Origin of the sequence: Pseudomonas sp. BNK-45, assembly GCF_047456255.1 — a bacterium.
Taxonomy (GTDB): Bacteria; Pseudomonadota; Gammaproteobacteria; order Pseudomonadales; family Pseudomonadaceae; genus Aquipseudomonas.
In genome coordinates, this window is record NZ_CP179909.1 from 5,099,479 (window position 1) to 5,115,067 (window position 15,589).

Genomic DNA, 15,589 nt, shown 5'->3' on the forward strand with positions numbered 1-15,589 from the left:
GTTGTTATAAGAGTTAGAGCTTGATCCAGGTCGCTTTGAGCTCGGTGTATTTGTCGAAGGCGTGCAACGACTTGTCGCGGCCGTTGCCGGACTGCTTGAAGCCGCCGAACGGCGCGGTCATGTCGCCGCCGTCGTACTGGTTGACCCACACGCTGCCGGCCCGCAGGCCACGGGCGAAGCGGTGGGCGCGGCTGAGGTCGGCGGTCCAGACCCCGGCCGCCAGGCCGAAGATGCTGTCGTTGGCGATCTGCAACGCTTCTTCTTCGGTATCGAAGCTGATCACCGACAGCACCGGGCCGAAGATCTCCTCCCGGGCGATGGTCATGGCGTTGGTCACGCCGTCGAAGATCGTCGGCTCGACATACAGGCCGCCGCTGCTTTCCAGGGCGCGGACGCCGCCGGCCAGCAGTTGCCCGCCCTGCTCCTTGCCGATGTCGATGTAGCGCAGCACGTTGTCCAGCTGGCGCTGGTCCACCACCGCGCCGACCCGGGTTTGCGGGTCGAGGGCATGGCCCGGTTTCCAGCCCTTGAGGGCCTCCACCAGCAGCGGGATGAACTGCTCGCGAATCGAGCGCTGCACCAGCAGGCGCGAGCCGGCGGTGCAGACTTCGCCCTGGTTGAAGGCGATGGCCGCGGCTGCCGCTTCAGCCGCGGCGCGCAGGTCCGGGGCGTCGGCGAACACCACGTTGGGGCTCTTGCCACCGGCCTCCAGCCACACCCGCTTCATGTTGCTTTCGCCGGAATACACCAGCAGTTGCTTGCCCACGGCGGTGGAGCCGGTGAAGGCCAGCACGTCCACGTCCATGTGCAGGGCCAGGGCCTTGCCGACGGTGTGGCCGTAGCCCGGCAGGACGTTGAACACACCCTTGGGGATGCCGGCGTCCAGGGCCAGCTGGGCGATGCGGATCGCGGTCAGCGGCGACTTTTCCGACGGTTTGAGGATGAACGAGTTGCCCATCGCCAGGGCCGGGGCGAACTTCCAGCTGGCCATGATCAGCGGGAAGTTCCACGGCACGATGGCCGCCACCACGCCTGCCGGCTCCCGGGTCACCAGGCCCAGCTGGTCGTGGGGCGTGGCCGCCACTTCGTCGTAGAGCTTGTCGATGGCTTCGGCGTTCCAGCGAATGGCGTTGGCCGTGGCCGGAATGTCGATGGCCATGGAGTCGCCAATCGGCTTGCCCATGTCCAGGGTTTCCAGGAGCGCCAGTTCTTCCTGGTGCGCCAGGATCAGCTCGGCGAAGCGAATCAGGATGCGCTTGCGCTCGGCCGGGGCCTTGCCCGACCAGACGCCACTGTTGAACGCCTGGCGCGCCACCGCCACCGCACGATCGGCATCGGCCTGATCGGTGCTGGCGACGTTGGCCAGGAAGCGCCCGTCCACCGGGCTCAGGCATTCAAAGGTGGCGCCACTGGCGGCGGCGCAGTACTGGCCGTCGATAAAGGCACGGCCTTCGAGGCTGAGGGACTGGAAGTGCTGCTCCCAGTCGCTGCGGGATTTAGTCATGGCAAATACTCAAGGCAGGACGTGACACGGCCATCAGACCGTGTGCAGGTACCAGTTGTATTCCAGGTCGGAGATGGAGTTTTCGAACTCCGCCAACTCGCTTTCCTTACAGGCGACAAAGACGTCGATGTACATCGGGTCGATGTACTTGGCCATCACTTCACTGTCGTCCAGTACGCGCAGGGCGTCCCGCAGGTTGGTCGGCAGGCTCGGCTCGCTCTGTTCGTAGGCGTTGCCTTCCATCGCCGGGCCCGGCTCGATCTTGTTGGTCAGGCCGTGATGGATGCCTGACAGCACCGAGGCCATCAGCAGGTAGGGGTTGGCGTCGGCACCGGCGACCCGGTGTTCGATGCGCACCGAGTCCGCCGAACCGGTCGGCACGCGCACGGCCACGGTGCGGTTGTCGACGCCCCAGGTCGGCGAGTTGGGCACGTAGAACTGCGCGCCGAAGCGACGGTAGGAGTTGACGTTGGGGCACAGGAAGGCCATCTGCTCGGGCAGGGTTTGCAGCACGCCGCCGATGGCGTGACGCAGGGCTTCGTTGGTTTCCGGGTCTTCGCTGGCGAAGATGTTGTTGCCCTGCTTGTCGAGGATCGAGATGTGCACGTGCAGGCCATTGCCCGCCTGACCCGGGTAGGGCTTGGCCATGAAAGTGGTGTCCATTTCATGGTCGTAGGCGATGTTCTTCACCAGGCGCTTGAGCAGCACCGCGTAGTCGCAGGCTTTGATCGGGTCGCTGACGTGGTGCAGGTTGACCTCGAACTGCGCCGGGGCGCTTTCCTTGACGATGGCGTCGGCCGGGATGCCCTGCTCTTTCGCGCCTTCGAGGATGTCCTGCAGGCAGTCGACGTATTCGTCCAGATCGTCGATCAGGTAGACCTGGGTCGACTGCGGACGCTTGCCGGAAATCGGCGAGCGCGGCGACTGCGGACGGCCGTTCACGTTGTCCTGGTCGATCAGGTAGAACTCCAGCTCGAAGGCGGCGCAGATGGTCAGGCCCAGCGCGTCGAACTTGCTCACCACCTGGCGCAGCACTTCGCGCGGGTCGGCGAAGAAAGGCTGGCCCTCGATCTCGTGCATGGTCATCAGCAGTTGCGCGGTGGGGCGCTTCTGCCAGGGTTCGACGCTCAGGGTGCCGGGGATCGGGTAGCAGATGCGGTCGGCGTCGCCGATGTCCAGGCCCAGGCCGGTGCTTTCCACCGTGGAGCCGTTGATATCCAGGGCAAACAGCGAGGCTGGCAGGTTGATGCCCTTCTCGTAGACCTTGTGCAGCGCGGTGCGCTCGATGCGCTTGCCGCGCACCACACCGTTCATGTCTGCAATCAGCAGATCGACGTAGAGAACCTCGGGGTGTTTTTTCAGGAAGGCGTTGGCTTCATTGAGCTGAATGGCACGCGGGGGGACCGACATGATGCACCTATTGTGTTAATTATTATGTTCACTGCTGTGACACGCCAGCAGTCAACCCGAAAGAAAAACCGGAGTCAATAGCCAACAGCGGCGGCTTTTCGTCAATTATTTTGCTCCACTGGAGACAAATAACCGGCGCAATCCGCGCCGCCTGCGGGTTTCGGACGAGTAACGTTTAGAATTTTTTACATGGAAGTTGTTAATTAAAATCAACGAGGATAAGCTCTGGAAAAACTCGTTCCAGCGTGAATTTCGAGGTGATAAAAATGGCATTCAAGCCATTGATCGGCGTTACTGCGTGCGTCAAAGAGATCGGCCTGCACCCCTACCACGTCAGCGGCGACAAGTACTTGCGTGCTGTCAGCGTCGCGGCCGAGGGCCTGCCCCTGATCATTCCTTCCCTGGCGGATCTGATCGATATCGACGATCTGCTGCACAACATGGACGGGCTGCTGTTTACCGGCTCGCCGTCCAATGTCGAACCCTTCCATTACCAGGGCACGCCCAGCGAGCCGGGCACCGCCCATGACCCGCAGCGCGATGCCACCACCCTGCCCCTGCTGCGCGCGGCGATTGCCGCCGGCGTACCGGTGCTCGGCATCTGCCGCGGCTTCCAGGAAATGAACGTGGCCTTCGGTGGCAGCCTGCACCAGAAGGTGCATGAACTGCCGGGCTACATGGACCACCGCGAAGCCGACGACCCGCGCATCGAAGTGCAGTACGCCCCGGCGCACCCGGTGGCGATCCAGCCCGGCGGCGTGTTCGAGGCCATGGGCCTGGCCGGCGAGATCCAGGTCAACTCGATCCATAGCCAGGGCGTCGACCGCCTGGCCCCCGGCCTGCGGGTCGAGGCCGTGGCCCCGGATGGCCTGATCGAGGCGCTGTCGGTGGAACACAGCGCAACCTTTGCCTTCGGCGTGCAGTGGCACCCGGAATGGCAGGTGCTGTCGAACCCGGCCTACCTGCGGATCTTCCAGGCCTTTGGCGACGCCTGCCGGCAACGGGCCGCGCAACGCCGCTAACCGGCAAACCCCGGCCGCTGCGGCGGCCTTCCAGGCATTCAACGAGATTCACCACGCCCTGCCCCACGGCGAGCGCGCCTGTGCGCGCCCGACGTCCGGCGTGAGCAACACACGGCAAGACCACAACAACAAATAGCGTCAGGCCGCCAGGAAGGCAGCGCCGAATCAGCCCGCACCCCTTGCGGGCTGGCAATCAACCTTTAGGCCCGGCCGAATTGGCCAGGCTGCTGACACCTGTTGGGAGTTTCACATGGCAAACGCCTCCAGCACTTACCGCAAGGCCCTCGAAGGCACCCCGAGCCCGCAGAAGGTCCTGGTCAAGATCGACCGGGTGACCAAGAAGTTCGATGAAACCGTGGCCGTGGACGATGTGTCCCTGGAGATCCACCAGGGCGAGATCTTTGCCCTGCTGGGCGGTTCCGGCTCCGGCAAATCCACCCTGCTGCGCATGCTCGCCGGCTTCGAACGCCCCACCGAAGGCCGCATCCTGCTGGATGGCGTGGACATCACCGACATGCCGCCCTATGAGCGGCCGATCAACATGATGTTCCAGTCCTACGCCCTGTTCCCGCACATGACCGTGGCCCAGAACATCGCCTTCGGCCTCAAGCAGGACCGCCTGCCGCCCGCCGAGATCGAGGCCCGGGTCGAGGAAATGCTCAAGCTGGTGCACATGACCCAGTACGCCCGGCGCAAGCCGCACCAGCTGTCCGGTGGCCAGCGCCAGCGGGTGGCCCTGGCCCGCTCCCTGGCCAAGCGCCCCAAGCTGCTCTTGCTGGACGAACCCATGGGCGCCCTGGACAAGAAGCTGCGCTCGCAGATGCAACTGGAACTGGTGGAAATCATCGAACGCGTGGGCGTGACCTGCGTGATGGTGACCCACGACCAGGAAGAGGCCATGACCATGGCCCAGCGCATCGCCATCATGCACCTGGGCTGGATCGCCCAGACCGGCAGCCCGGTGGACATCTACGAGGCGCCGGTCAGCCGCCTGGTGTGCGAGTTCATCGGCAACGTCAACGCCTTCGACGGCACCGTCACCGAAGACCTGGAAGGCTACGCCATCATCGACTGCCCGGACCTTGAGCAGCAGATCTACGTCGGCCACGGGGTCAGTACCTCGGTACAGGACAAGTCGGTGACCTACGCGATTCGCCCGGAAAAGATGCTGGTCACCACCCTCAAGCCCGACGCCCGCTACAACTGGTCCAAAGGCAAGGTGCACGACATCGCCTACCTGGGCGGCCACTCGGTGTTCTACGTCGAGCTGCCCGGCGGCAAGATCGTCCAGTCGTTCATGGCCAACGCCGAGCGCCGTGGCGCGCGGCCGACCTGGGATGACCAGGTCTACGTCTGGTGGGAAGACGACAGCGGCGTGGTGCTGCGGGCATGAGGACTTCGAGCATGAGCACTGTCAATCAGAAACTGTTCCGCATGCTGCCCAGCGGTCGCAAGCTGGTGATCGGCGTTCCTTTCCTCTGGCTGTTCCTGTTCTTCATGCTGCCGTTCTTTTTGGTGATGAAGATCAGCTTCTCGGAAGCGGCCCTGGCGATCCCGCCCTACTCGGAGATCTACAGCTACGCCGAACAGAAATTCCAGCTGCTGCTGAACCTGGGCAACTACGCCATGCTGGCCGGCGACGAGCTGTACTTCTCGGCCTACCTGGGGTCGCTGAAGGTGGCGCTGCTGAGCACCCTGATGTGCCTGGTGGTGGGTTTCCCCATGGCCTACGCCATCTCCAAGGCCAGCAAGGAAGCGCAGAACGTCTTGCTGCTGCTGATCATGATGCCGACCTGGACCGCGATCCTGATCCGCGTCTATGCCTGGATGGGCATCCTCAGCAACAACGGCCTGCTCAACAGCTTCCTGCTGTGGACCGGGCTGATCAGCCAGCCGCTGGAAATCCTCAACACCAACACCGCCGTCTATATCGGCGTGGTCTACGCCTACCTGCCGTTCATGGTGCTGCCGCTGTACGCCAACCTGGTCAAGCATGACCAGAGCCTGCTGGAAGCCGCATCCGACCTGGGGTCGAGCAACTTCAACAACTTCTGGAAGATCACCGTGCCCCTGGCCAAGAACGGCATCATCGCAGGCTGCATGCTGGTGTTCATTCCGGTGGTCGGCGAGTTCGTGATTCCGGAACTCCTGGGCGGCCCGGAAACCCTGATGATCGGCCGCGTGCTGTGGCAGGAATTCTTCAACAACCGTGACTGGCCGGTGGCCTCCGCCCTGGCGGTGGTGATGCTGGCAATCCTGATTATTCCGATCCTGCTGTTCAACCGCAGCCAGGCCAAAGAGATGGAGGCACGGGCATGAAACGCTTCGAATTTTCCAAACTGATGCTGGTGCTGGGCCTGCTGTTCATCTACCTGCCGATGCTGATCCTGGTGATCTACTCGTTCAACGCCTCCAAGCTGGTGACGGTGTGGGGCGGCTGGTCGATCAAGTGGTACGTCGGCCTGCTGGACAACCAGCAACTGATGGGCTCGGTGGCGCGCTCCCTGGAGATCGCCTGCTACACCGCCGTGGCGGCGGTGGCCCTGGGCACCCTGGCGGCCTTCGTGCTGACCCGGGTCACCCGCTTCAAGGGCCGCACCCTGTTCGGCGGCCTGGTCACCGCACCGCTGGTGATGCCCGAGGTGATCACCGGCCTGTCGCTGTTGCTGCTGTTCGTGGCCATGGCGCAATTGATCGGCTGGCCCATGGAACGCGGCATCGTCACCATCTGGATCGCCCACACCACATTCTGCGCCGCCTACGTGGCCGTGGTAGTCTCCGCGCGCCTGCGGGAGCTGGACCTGTCCATCGAAGAAGCGGCGATGGACCTGGGAGCGCGACCGTTCAAGGTGTTCTTCCTGATCACCATCCCGATGATCGCGCCGTCACTGGCGGCCGGCGGCATGATGTCCTTTGCCCTGTCCCTGGATGACCTGGTGCTGGCCAGCTTCGTCTCCGGCCCGGGCTCCACCACCTTGCCGATGGAAGTGTTCTCGGCGGTGCGCCTGGGGGTCAAACCCGAGATCAACGCCGTGGCCAGCCTGATCCTGCTGGCGGTATCGCTGGTGACCTTCCTGGTCTGGTACTTCGGCCGTCGCGCCGAAGCGGCCCGCAAGCGGGCGATCCAGGAAGCCATGGACTTCACCGCCAACGAATCCTGGCAGCCACCGGCGGCGAAAAAACCTGCGGTACCCGCGCCGGCGACGGCCTGACGGCCTCTTCGCCAGCCAGCTGGCTCCTACAGATAACCCAAACCTGTAGGAGCCAGCTTGCTGGCGAAAAAGGCTCACCCGAACCCCCGAGTTGCAAACGCAGCAATCTGCACAATAAGAAATGGAGTTGTAGTAATGAAAATGCCTGGCAGGACACTGTTCGCCAAAACCCTGCTCTCAGTGTCCTTGATGGGCGCACTGTTGACCGGCGCTCAAGCCAACGACAAAGTGCTGCGCGTCTACAACTGGTCGGACTACATCGCCCCGGACACCCTGAAAAAGTTCGAGGCCGAAACCGGCATCCATGTCACCTACGACGTCTTCGACAGCAACGAAACCCTGGAAGCGCGCCTGCTCACCGGCAAGTCCGGCTACGACATCGTGGTGCCGTCCAACAGCTTCCTGGCCAAGCAGATCAAGGCCGGGGTCTACCAGGAACTGGACAAGTCCAAGCTGCCCAACTGGAAGAACCTCAACCCGGTGCTGCTCAAGAACGCCTCCGCCAGCGACCCGGGCAACGCCCACGCCTTCCCCTACATGTGGGGCTCGATCGGCATCGGCTACAACCCGGACAAGGTCAAGGCGGCCCTGGGCACTGATGCCGCGATCAACTCCTGGGACCTGCTGTTCAAGCCGGAGAACGCCGAGAAGCTCAAGGCCTGCGGCATCAGCTTCCTCGACTCGCCCACCGAGATGCTCCCCGCCGCCCTGCACTACCTGGGCTACCCGGTGACCAGCAAGGACAAGGCGCAGATCCTCGAAGCCCAGGAACTGTTCATGAAGATCCGGCCTTCGGTGACCTACTTCCATTCCTCCAAGTACATCTCGGACCTGGCCAACGGCAACATCTGCGTGGCCGTGGGTTACTCCGGCGACGTACTGCAAGCCCGTTCCCGCGCCGAAGAAGCCGGCAACAAGGAGAAGGTCGCGTTCAGCATTCCCAAGGAAGGCGCCGGCAGCTTCTACGACATGATGGCCATCCCCAAGGACGCCACCAACGTCGACAACGCCTACCTGTTCATGAACTTCCTGATGCGCGCGGACATCATCGCCGAGGTCACCAACAGCCTCGGCTACAGCAACGCCAACGCGGCGGCCACGCCACTGGTGGACGAAGCGATCCGCAACGACCCGGCGTCCTACCCGCCACAAGAGGTACTGGCCACCCTCTACGCGGTGCCGGACCAGCCGATTGCCATCCAGCGCGTGATGAACCGCGGCTGGACCAGGATCAAGCTGGGTAAATGATCCAAGGTGCCCGCCGCGGGCGGGCACGGCTGCCCTTTTTCCGTTCACGTCGCGCCTTACCACCGCGACACTCCTGCGAACGGCTTCACCCGGCTCCCTCGGTTGGGGTGAATCCTTGGCGCCTTCGGGCGCCTTTTTTGCGTTCTCTGTAGCCGCTGCCGCAGGCTGCGAACGGCTTGGGCGGCAGACCGATGCACCAGACGCAGCGATCCTGAAGGCAGCAGAGGAGCCTGCGGCCCCTGTCGCAGCCTCGCTGACGCTCGACAGCGGCTACACGCTGTAGCCGCTGCCGCAGGCTACGAACGGCTTCGGCGGCATATCGACGCAGCAAACGCAGCGATCCTGAAGACAGCTGAGGAGCCTGCGGCCCCTGTCGCAGCCTCGCTGACGCTCGACAGCGGCTACACCCTGTAGCCGCTGCCGCAGGCTGCGAACGGCTTGAGCGGTATATCGACGCAGCAAACGCAGCGATCCTGAAGACAGCTGAGGAGCCTGCGGCCCCTGTCGCAGCCTCGCTAACGCTCGACAGCGGCTACACCCTGTAGCCGCTGCCGCAGGCTGCGAACGGCTCGAGCGGCATATCGACGCAGCAGACGCAGCGATCCTGAAGACAGCAGAGGGTCCTGCGGCCCCTGTCGCAGCCTCGCTGACGCTCGACAGCGGCTACACGCTGTAGCCGCTGCCGCAGGCTGCGAACGGCTCGGGCGGCAGACCGACGCAGCAAACGCAGCGATCCTGAAGGCAGCAGAGAGTGCTGCGACCCCTGTCGCTGCCACAGGCTGTTCCCCGCGCCTGGAAGTGGTATTTTTTGCCGCTTCTGGCGTGGCTGATCGGCATACAGCCCCAGCCGCCAGTTCTACAGGGAGCCGTATCGATGAAAACCGCTGTTCACCCTTGCCCACTGCCCAGTGACTCCAGCATCGCTGCCCTGGCACCGGGGGCGAGCTTCATCGACTGTCGCCGCACCCTGGCCGAGGACCCCGAGCGCAGCGCCATGCGCCACCTGCTGTGCCTGATGAGCCAGACCCCGGCCTGGATCGACCGCATGATGGGCCTGCGCAACCGCGTGGTGCAGCTGTTCGGTCTCAAGGACCTGGGGCGCCTGACCCGCATCGACCTGGCGCGCCCTGACGAGGATTACCAGCCCGGCGACCGGGTCGGCATCTTCACCCTGATCTCCCAAAGCCCCGACGAAGTGCTGGTGGTGGACCGCGACAAGCACCTGGACGTGCACCTGTCGCTCAACCTCCAGCCTCTGACCGCCGAGGGCCTGCGCCCGGTGGTGCTGAGCACCGTGGTGCATCCGCACAACCGCCTGGGGCGCCTGTACATGCTGCCGGTGGCGCCGTTCCACCGGATCATCGCGCCCATGACCCTGGCCACGATCAACCGTCACTGAGCCGCCACCCTTCAAGGATCTTGCCGTGCAGACACCCGAATTCGATGTTGTCGTCGTAGGCCTGGGCGCCATGGGCGCCGCCACCCTCTATCAACTGGCCAAGCGCGGGGTCAAGGTGGCGGGCATCGACCGCTTCGCCCCGCCCCATGATCAGGGCTCCAGCCACGGCGACACGCGCATCACCCGCCAGGCGGTGGGCGAAGGCGCGGCCTACGTGCCCCTGGCGATCCGTTCGCAAGAGATCTGGCGCGAGCTGGAAGCCGAACTGGCCGTGGCGCTGTTCGAGCAGTGCGGGGTGCTGGTGATGACCGCCAGCACCGACCCGCAGCGCCCGGCGCAGGACCGGGACTTCACCGACAACAGCATCGCGCTGGCCCGGCACTACGGCATCGAGCACCAGGTACTCGATGCCGCCGAGATCCGCCGGCGTTTTCCGCAATTCGCCCCGTTGGCCGACAGCGCCCGGGGCTACTTCGAACCCGGTGGCGGTTTTGTCCGCCCGGAACGCTGCATCGACGCGCAACTGACCCGGGCCCGACAGCTGGGGGCAACCCTGATCACCGGCCAGACCGTGCAGGAGCTCAAGTCCGACGCCGAGGGCGTGGACGTCATCAGCACCGGTTCGCGAATTCGCGCCCGGCAGGTGATCGTCAGCGCCGGCATGTGGTCGGCGCAGCTGCTCGGCGCGCCCTTCGACGCCCTGCTGCAGGTCTGCCGCCAGCAGCTGTACTGGTTCCGCCTCGATGAGCCGCAACACTACCCGGCCCGCTCGCCGAGCTTCATCCTCCACAGCGCCGACGACGTCGACACCTGCTATGGCTTCCCGCCGATTCCCGGCGAAGGCAGCGTGAAAATCGCCACCGAGCAATACAGCGTCAGCAGCCAGCCGGACAGCCTCGACCGCCAGCCCAGCCACGCCGATGCCCAGCGCCTGTTCCGCGAGCTGGTGGCCCCGCATATCGCCGGGCTCGCCCCGGAGCTGGTGAAGGCCAGCGTCTGCGCCTACACCGTGACCCCGGATTCGGGCTTCATCATCGACCGTCACCCGCGCCTGGCCAACGTCACCGTGGTCAGCGCCTGCTCCGGCCATGGCTTCAAGCACTCGGCGGCGATTGGCGAAGCCTTGGCCCAGTTGCAGGTGGACGGCCGCAGCGAAATCGACCTGCAGAGTTTCTCCCTGCAACGCTTCCACTGACGGCCACGGCCCCCTAATCGGGGCCGCGATGAAAAAAAATCCCCGGGCTGACGTTTTTCGCCGTTTATCTGCCGTTTTCAGCCTTGCCGGTTGGTCGAGTCTCTACGATTCTTTAGAAACCCCTCAGGGCGGCACATCGCCGCCCCACGTAGAACCCTCGGAGCGCCCCATGAAGAGCGTCGCAGAACTGCTGAAACTCAAGGCCAAGCACAACCAGCAAGTGCACACCATCGCCCCGCACCAGATGGTCCTGGAAGCGCTGATGCTGATGGCCGAAAAAAACGTCGGTGCCCTGCCGGTGATGGAGAACGGTGCAGTGGTCGGGGTCATCAGCGAACGAGACTACGCGCGCAAGCTGGTACTGCACGGGCGCTCATCGGTGGGCACCCCGGTCAGCGCCATCATGAGCTCGCCGGTGATCACCGTGGACTCGCACCAGAACGTGGAAACCTGCATGAGCATCATGACCGACCACCACCTGCGCCACCTGCCGGTGGTGGAGAACGGCCAGTTGCTGGGGTTGCTGTCGATCGGCGACCTGGTCAAGGAAGCGATTGCCGAACAGGCCGACCTGATCCGCCAGCTGGAGCAATACATTCGCGGCGAGTAAGCCCGCAAACCTTGCACCGCCCCAAACGGCCCCTTCGCTGGCCAGCCAGCTCCTACAGACGCCCGCTCAGCGGCAGCACATTGCGTAGGAGCCGGCTTGCCGGCGAACAGACCCGCAAGCCTTGCACCGATCCAACCGACGCCTTCGTTGGCCAGCCGACGCCTACAGACACCCGCTCAGCAGCAGCACATTGCGTAGGAGCCGGCTTGCCGGCGAACAGACCCACAAGCCTTGCACCGATCCAACCGGCGCCTTCGTTGGCCAGCCAACGCCTAAAAACGCCCGCTCAGCGGCAGCGCATTGCGTAGGAGCCGGCTTGCCGGCGAACAGACCCGCAAGCCTTGTACCAATCCAACCGACGCCTTCGCCGGCCAGCCAGCGCCTACAGACGCCCGCTCAGCGGCAGCGCATTGCGTAGGAGCCGGCTTGCCGGCGAACAGACCCGCAAGCCTTGCACCGATCCAACCGACGCCTTCGTTGGCCAGCCAGCGCCTATAGACGCCCGCTCAGCGACAACACATTGCGTAGGAGCCGGCTTGCCGGCGAACAGACCCGCAAGCCTTGCACCAATCCAACCGACGCCTTCGCCGGCCAGCCAGCGCCTACAGACGCCCGCTCAGCGGCAGTACATTACGTAGGAGCCGGCTTGCCGGCGAACAGACCCGCAAGCCTTGCACCAATCCAACCGGCGCCTTCGCTGGCCAGCCGGCGCCTACAGACGCCCGCTCAGCGGCAGCGCATTGCGTAGGAGCCGGCTTGCCGGCGAACAGACCCACAAGCCTTTCACCAATCCAACCGGCGCCTTCGTTGGCCAGCCGGCGCCTACAGACGCCCGCTCAGCGGCAGCACATTGCGTAGGAGCCGGCTTGCCGGCGAACAGGCCCGCAAGCCTTGCACCGATCCAACCGACGCCTTCGCTGGCCAGCCAGCGCCTACAGACGCCCGCTCAGCGGCAGTACACTACGTAGGAGCCGGCTTGCCGGCGAACAGACCCACAAGCCTTGCACCAATCCAACCCGCATCTTCGTTGGCCAGCCAACGCCTACAGACGCCCGCTCAGCGGCAGCACATTGCGTAGGAGCCGGCTTGCCGGCGAACAGACCCACAAGCCTTGCACCGATCCAACCGACGCCTTCGCTGGCCAGCCAGCGCCTACAGACGCCCGCTCAGCGGCAGCACATTACGTAGGAGCCGGCTTGCCGGCGAACAGACCCACAAGCCTTGCACCGATCCAACCGACGCCTTCGTTGGCCAGCCAGCGACTACGATTGGCTCGGCCTCTCCAGGGGAAAGTGCACGCGCACTTCGAAGCCGTCGTCGCGGCCGCTGGCCGGTGAGGCCAGGTGCAGCTGGCCGCCGACGCCGTGGACGATGCTCTGGGCAATCGCCAGGCCCAGGCCCGAGCCGCTGGTTTCGCTGTTGCCACGTACAAAGCGCTCGGTCAGGCGTTGCAGTACCTCCGCCGGCACCCGCGGCCCGCCATTGATCACCCGCAAGCAACCGTCGGCGCCGAGGCTGACCTCTACCGGCTGCGCCGGGTCGCCGTATTTCAGGGCGTTCTCGATCAGGTTGCGCAGCAGGATGCCAAAGGCGTCCGGATCGATGGCGGTGCACACCCGCGCTGCCTCCGGCAACTGCAGGTTGATCCGCGCCGCCGCGCCGCGATTCCACTCCTCCACGCCATGGGCCAGCAACGGAATCAGGTCCTCGGGGGTTTGCGAGAGCAGCCCGCCGCCTTCGGCCTTGGCCAATTGCATGAGTTTTTCCGAGAGCCTGGCCAGTTCCCGCAGGGCGTTCTCGATCTTCGCCGCCCGCACCTGCAAGGGCCCCTGCGGCGCTTCCTGGCGCAGGCGCTGGATCTGCGCCAGGGTCGCGGCCAGGGGCGTGCGCAGTTCATGGGCGCTGTTGGCGGTGAAGCTGCGTTCCGCTTCCAGGGCTTTGCGCAAGCGCTCCAGCAGATGATTGACCGCCTCGGCCAACGGGTCGATTTCCGCCGGCAGGCGCGCCACCTGGATCGGCGACAGATCGCCCACGCCGCGCGACTCCACCGCGCGCCGGTAAGCCAGCACGCTGCGCAGGCTGATGCGCACGAACAGCCAGGTGCCCAGCAGGCTGATGGGAATCAGCCCGAGCAGGGGCAGCAACAGGGCCAGCAACGCCTCCCGCGAGGCCTCGCGCCGGTGGGCCAGGGGCTCGGCGATTTCGATGACGATCGAGCCGTTTTCAATGCTGGCGCTGTACAGGCGGTATTTGTCCGTGGTGCTGAAGCCGGGGCTCGGGCGGTGGCTGAAGATCTTCAGCTTGGCGTCGTGGGAGCGCATGAGGATTCTCCCCTCGGCGTCGCGTACCAGGTAGGTCAGGTACTCGCTGTCCATCTTCAGGGTCGCCACGTGCCGCGCCCGGCGCGGCCCGCGACGGTTGCCGATCTCCAGCGCGGCCAGGGGCAGGATGCGCTGGGCGGTGGCTTCCAGGGCGCTGTCGAAGGTTTCGTCCAGCTCGTGCTGGACCACCAGCCAGGTGCCGGCGGTCGCCCCGAGCCAGAGCAGGGTCATGCCCAGGGTCAGGCCCAGGCTCAGGCGTTTCTGCAGGCTGACGGGACGCTTCATGCGGGCATCAGCCGGTAGCCCATGCCACGCACGGTTTCAATCAGCTCGCGGCCGAGCTTCTTGCGCAGGCGGCTGACGTAGACCTCGATGGTGTTGCTCTCGATTTCCGCGCCGAAGGCATACAGCCGCTCCTCCAGTTGGGACTTGGAGAGCAAGGCGCTAGGGCGCTGGACAAAGGCCTCGAACACCGCCCATTCGCGGGCGGTGAGGTCGATGATGCTGCCGTCGCGCTGCACGGTACGGGCGCTCAGGTCCACCTGCAGCTCGCCGAGGCGGATCTGCGGGTTGGGGTTGCCGCTGTAGCGCCGGGCCACCGCAGCGACTCGCGCCGATAGCTCGAACAGGTCGAAGGGCTTGACCAGGTAGTCGTCGGCGCCGGCATTGAGCCCGGCGATGCGCTCGGAGATCTGGTCCTGGGCGGTGAGGATGATCACCGGGGTCACGTCGCCGGCGCCGCGGCGCTGGCGCAGGAACTCCAGGCCGCGCCCGTCGGGCAGCATCAGATCCAGCAGGATCAGGTCATAGGGCGTGCTGGCGACGCTGGCCCGGGCCTGCTCCAGGCGCTGCACCCAATCCACGGCGTGGCCATCGTCGGCAATCTGCTCGCGCACCGCGTCCCCCAGCCCTGCCGCATCCTCGACCAATAACACCCGCATCGACGCTCTCCTGTACCTGTGTGGTGCTGCACCTTAACCGCTGAACCTGACGCGAATCTGAAGACGCCGCCGGCCTGATCAGGGTAGCCAGTGTCGCGCCTGCGGGATGCGAGGCAGATCAGCAAAAGCCCGAGTCGCCGAGAGCACCACGACCTGAAGTTTTTTCCCGGCCTTCAGGTTGCTGTCAGCTAGACGGCCCAGGCTGCGGCCACATTCAGCAAAAAGGACAGCCTCATGAACAAGCTCCTGATCGCCGGGTGCCTCACCGCGGCCCTGGCCCTGCCGACACTGGCCCAGGCCCGTGAAGTGACCCTGACCACCCAGCTCAAGCCCTACAGCGGCAATGGCGCGTACCTGGCGATCTACCTCACCGACGCCAGCGGCGCCTACCAGAAGACCCTGTGGGTCGCCGGCAAGAAGGCCAAGTACTACAAGCACCTGTCAGGGTGGGCCCGCAGTGGCGGCGCGGCTGCCGGCCAGTACGACGGCGTCACCGGCGCCAGCGTCGGCAGCGGCGAGACCCTGACGGTCAGCGCCGACCTGGCGGACAGCCTGATCGACGCCGGGTATCAGATCCGCATCGACAGCGCCGTGGAAGACCAGCGCGATGTGCGCGCCGACGTGGTCCTGCCCCTGACCCTCAAGGGCAGCGGGCAACCCGCCAGTGGCAGCACCTACGTGCAATCCCTGCGTTACGACCTGTAGACCCTGCGCCCCGAGGAGGCCC

At 65.1% G+C, this 15,589-nt stretch carries 13 protein-coding genes; 9 read left to right on the forward strand and 4 right to left on the reverse strand.

What is annotated here, in order from left to right; translation table 11 throughout:
• Positions 1-13 precede the first annotated feature (13 nt).
• Complete coding sequence (locus tag ACMGG8_RS22960; protein ID WP_060838665.1) at positions 14-1,504, reverse strand: aldehyde dehydrogenase; 1,491 nt, start codon at positions 1,502-1,504, stop codon at positions 14-16.
• Between the two features lie 33 nt (positions 1,505-1,537).
• The gene (locus ACMGG8_RS22965; RefSeq protein WP_060838664.1) at positions 1,538-2,914 is read right to left on the reverse strand and encodes a glutamine synthetase family protein; all 1,377 of its coding nucleotides are present in this window, start codon (positions 2,912-2,914) and stop codon (positions 1,538-1,540) included.
• Positions 2,915-3,180: 266 nt separating this feature from the next.
• On the opposite strand from ACMGG8_RS22965, the gene ACMGG8_RS22970 reads away from it, so the two are divergent.
• The 8 genes from ACMGG8_RS22970 (at position 3,181) to ACMGG8_RS23005 (ending at position 11,600) form a co-directional block, all read left to right on the forward strand.
• A complete protein-coding gene (locus ACMGG8_RS22970) occupies positions 3,181-3,936 on the forward strand; it encodes a gamma-glutamyl-gamma-aminobutyrate hydrolase family protein (protein ID WP_414158488.1) in 756 nt (251 codons plus the stop codon).
• Between the two features lie 250 nt (positions 3,937-4,186).
• Entirely contained in the window at positions 4,187-5,329 is a 1,143-nt protein-coding gene (gene potA / locus ACMGG8_RS22975) for a polyamine ABC transporter ATP-binding protein (protein ID WP_060838662.1), read from the forward strand.
• Between the two features lie 44 nt (positions 5,330-5,373).
• Entirely contained in the window at positions 5,374-6,255 is an 882-nt protein-coding gene (locus ACMGG8_RS22980; protein WP_164990763.1) for an ABC transporter permease subunit, read from the forward strand.
• Positions 6,252-7,148, forward strand: coding sequence for an ABC transporter permease subunit (locus ACMGG8_RS22985; RefSeq protein ID WP_060838660.1), 897 nt, complete (start codon positions 6,252-6,254; stop codon positions 7,146-7,148). The genes ACMGG8_RS22980 and ACMGG8_RS22985 overlap by 4 nt, the downstream gene beginning before the upstream one ends.
• Positions 7,149-7,289: 141 nt before the next feature.
• Positions 7,290-8,396: a polyamine ABC transporter substrate-binding protein gene (locus ACMGG8_RS22990; protein ID WP_414159971.1), complete on the forward strand. Its 1,107-nt coding sequence runs from the start codon at positions 7,290-7,292 to the stop codon at positions 8,394-8,396.
• A gap of 874 nt (positions 8,397-9,270) precedes the next feature.
• Positions 9,271-9,795: a DUF2867 domain-containing protein gene (locus tag ACMGG8_RS22995; protein ID WP_414158489.1), complete on the forward strand. Its 525-nt coding sequence runs from the start codon at positions 9,271-9,273 to the stop codon at positions 9,793-9,795.
• A 25-nt stretch (positions 9,796-9,820) separates the two neighbouring features.
• Positions 9,821-10,990: an N-methyl-L-tryptophan oxidase gene (gene solA / locus ACMGG8_RS23000; RefSeq protein ID WP_414158490.1), complete on the forward strand. Its 1,170-nt coding sequence runs from the start codon at positions 9,821-9,823 to the stop codon at positions 10,988-10,990.
• A 169-nt stretch (positions 10,991-11,159) separates the two neighbouring features.
• Complete coding sequence (locus ACMGG8_RS23005) at positions 11,160-11,600, forward strand: CBS domain-containing protein (protein WP_060838656.1); 441 nt, start codon at positions 11,160-11,162, stop codon at positions 11,598-11,600.
• A 1,262-nt stretch (positions 11,601-12,862) separates the two neighbouring features.
• Here the strand turns inward: ACMGG8_RS23005 and ACMGG8_RS23010 are convergent.
• Both ACMGG8_RS23010 and ACMGG8_RS23015 read right to left on the reverse strand, forming a co-directional pair.
• Positions 12,863-14,206 carry an ATP-binding protein gene (locus ACMGG8_RS23010; protein ID WP_060843177.1) on the reverse strand — a complete coding sequence of 448 codons (1,344 nt, stop codon included), beginning with the start codon at positions 14,204-14,206 and terminating at the stop codon, positions 12,863-12,865.
• Entirely contained in the window at positions 14,203-14,862 is a 660-nt protein-coding gene (locus ACMGG8_RS23015; protein ID WP_414158491.1) for a response regulator transcription factor, read from the reverse strand. Before ACMGG8_RS23015 ends, ACMGG8_RS23010 begins: the two co-directional genes overlap by 4 nt.
• A gap of 234 nt (positions 14,863-15,096) precedes the next feature.
• Here ACMGG8_RS23015 and ACMGG8_RS23020 point away from each other — a divergent pair, with 234 nt between their 5' ends.
• A complete protein-coding gene (locus tag ACMGG8_RS23020; protein WP_060838653.1) occupies positions 15,097-15,567 on the forward strand; it encodes a DUF2271 domain-containing protein in 471 nt (156 codons plus the stop codon).
• The last annotated feature ends 22 nt before the right edge of the window (positions 15,568-15,589 follow it).

Excerpts from the sequence above, each read along its gene's own strand:
- potA (WP_060838662.1), top strand. The coding sequence starts at position 4,187 with ATGGCAAACGCCTCCAGCACTTACCGCAAGGCCCTCGAAGGCACCCCG.
- ACMGG8_RS22970 (WP_414158488.1), top strand. The coding sequence starts at position 3,181 with ATGGCATTCAAGCCATTGATCGGCGTTACTGCGTGCGTCAAAGAGATC.
- ACMGG8_RS22990 (WP_414159971.1), top strand. The coding sequence starts at position 7,290 with ATGCCTGGCAGGACACTGTTCGCCAAAACCCTGCTCTCAGTGTCCTTG.
- ACMGG8_RS22965 (WP_060838664.1), bottom strand. The coding sequence starts at position 2,914 with ATGTCGGTCCCCCCGCGTGCCATTCAGCTCAATGAAGCCAACGCCTTC.
- ACMGG8_RS23020 (WP_060838653.1), top strand. The coding sequence starts at position 15,097 with ATGAACAAGCTCCTGATCGCCGGGTGCCTCACCGCGGCCCTGGCCCTG.
- ACMGG8_RS22985 (WP_060838660.1), top strand. The coding sequence starts at position 6,252 with ATGAAACGCTTCGAATTTTCCAAACTGATGCTGGTGCTGGGCCTGCTG.
- ACMGG8_RS23015 (WP_414158491.1), bottom strand. The coding sequence starts at position 14,862 with ATGCGGGTGTTATTGGTCGAGGATGCGGCAGGGCTGGGGGACGCGGTG.
- ACMGG8_RS22995 (WP_414158489.1), top strand. The coding sequence starts at position 9,271 with ATGAAAACCGCTGTTCACCCTTGCCCACTGCCCAGTGACTCCAGCATC.
- ACMGG8_RS22960 (WP_060838665.1), bottom strand. The coding sequence starts at position 1,504 with ATGACTAAATCCCGCAGCGACTGGGAGCAGCACTTCCAGTCCCTCAGC.
- ACMGG8_RS23005 (WP_060838656.1), top strand. The coding sequence starts at position 11,160 with ATGAAGAGCGTCGCAGAACTGCTGAAACTCAAGGCCAAGCACAACCAG.
- ACMGG8_RS23010 (WP_060843177.1), bottom strand. The coding sequence starts at position 14,206 with ATGAAGCGTCCCGTCAGCCTGCAGAAACGCCTGAGCCTGGGCCTGACC.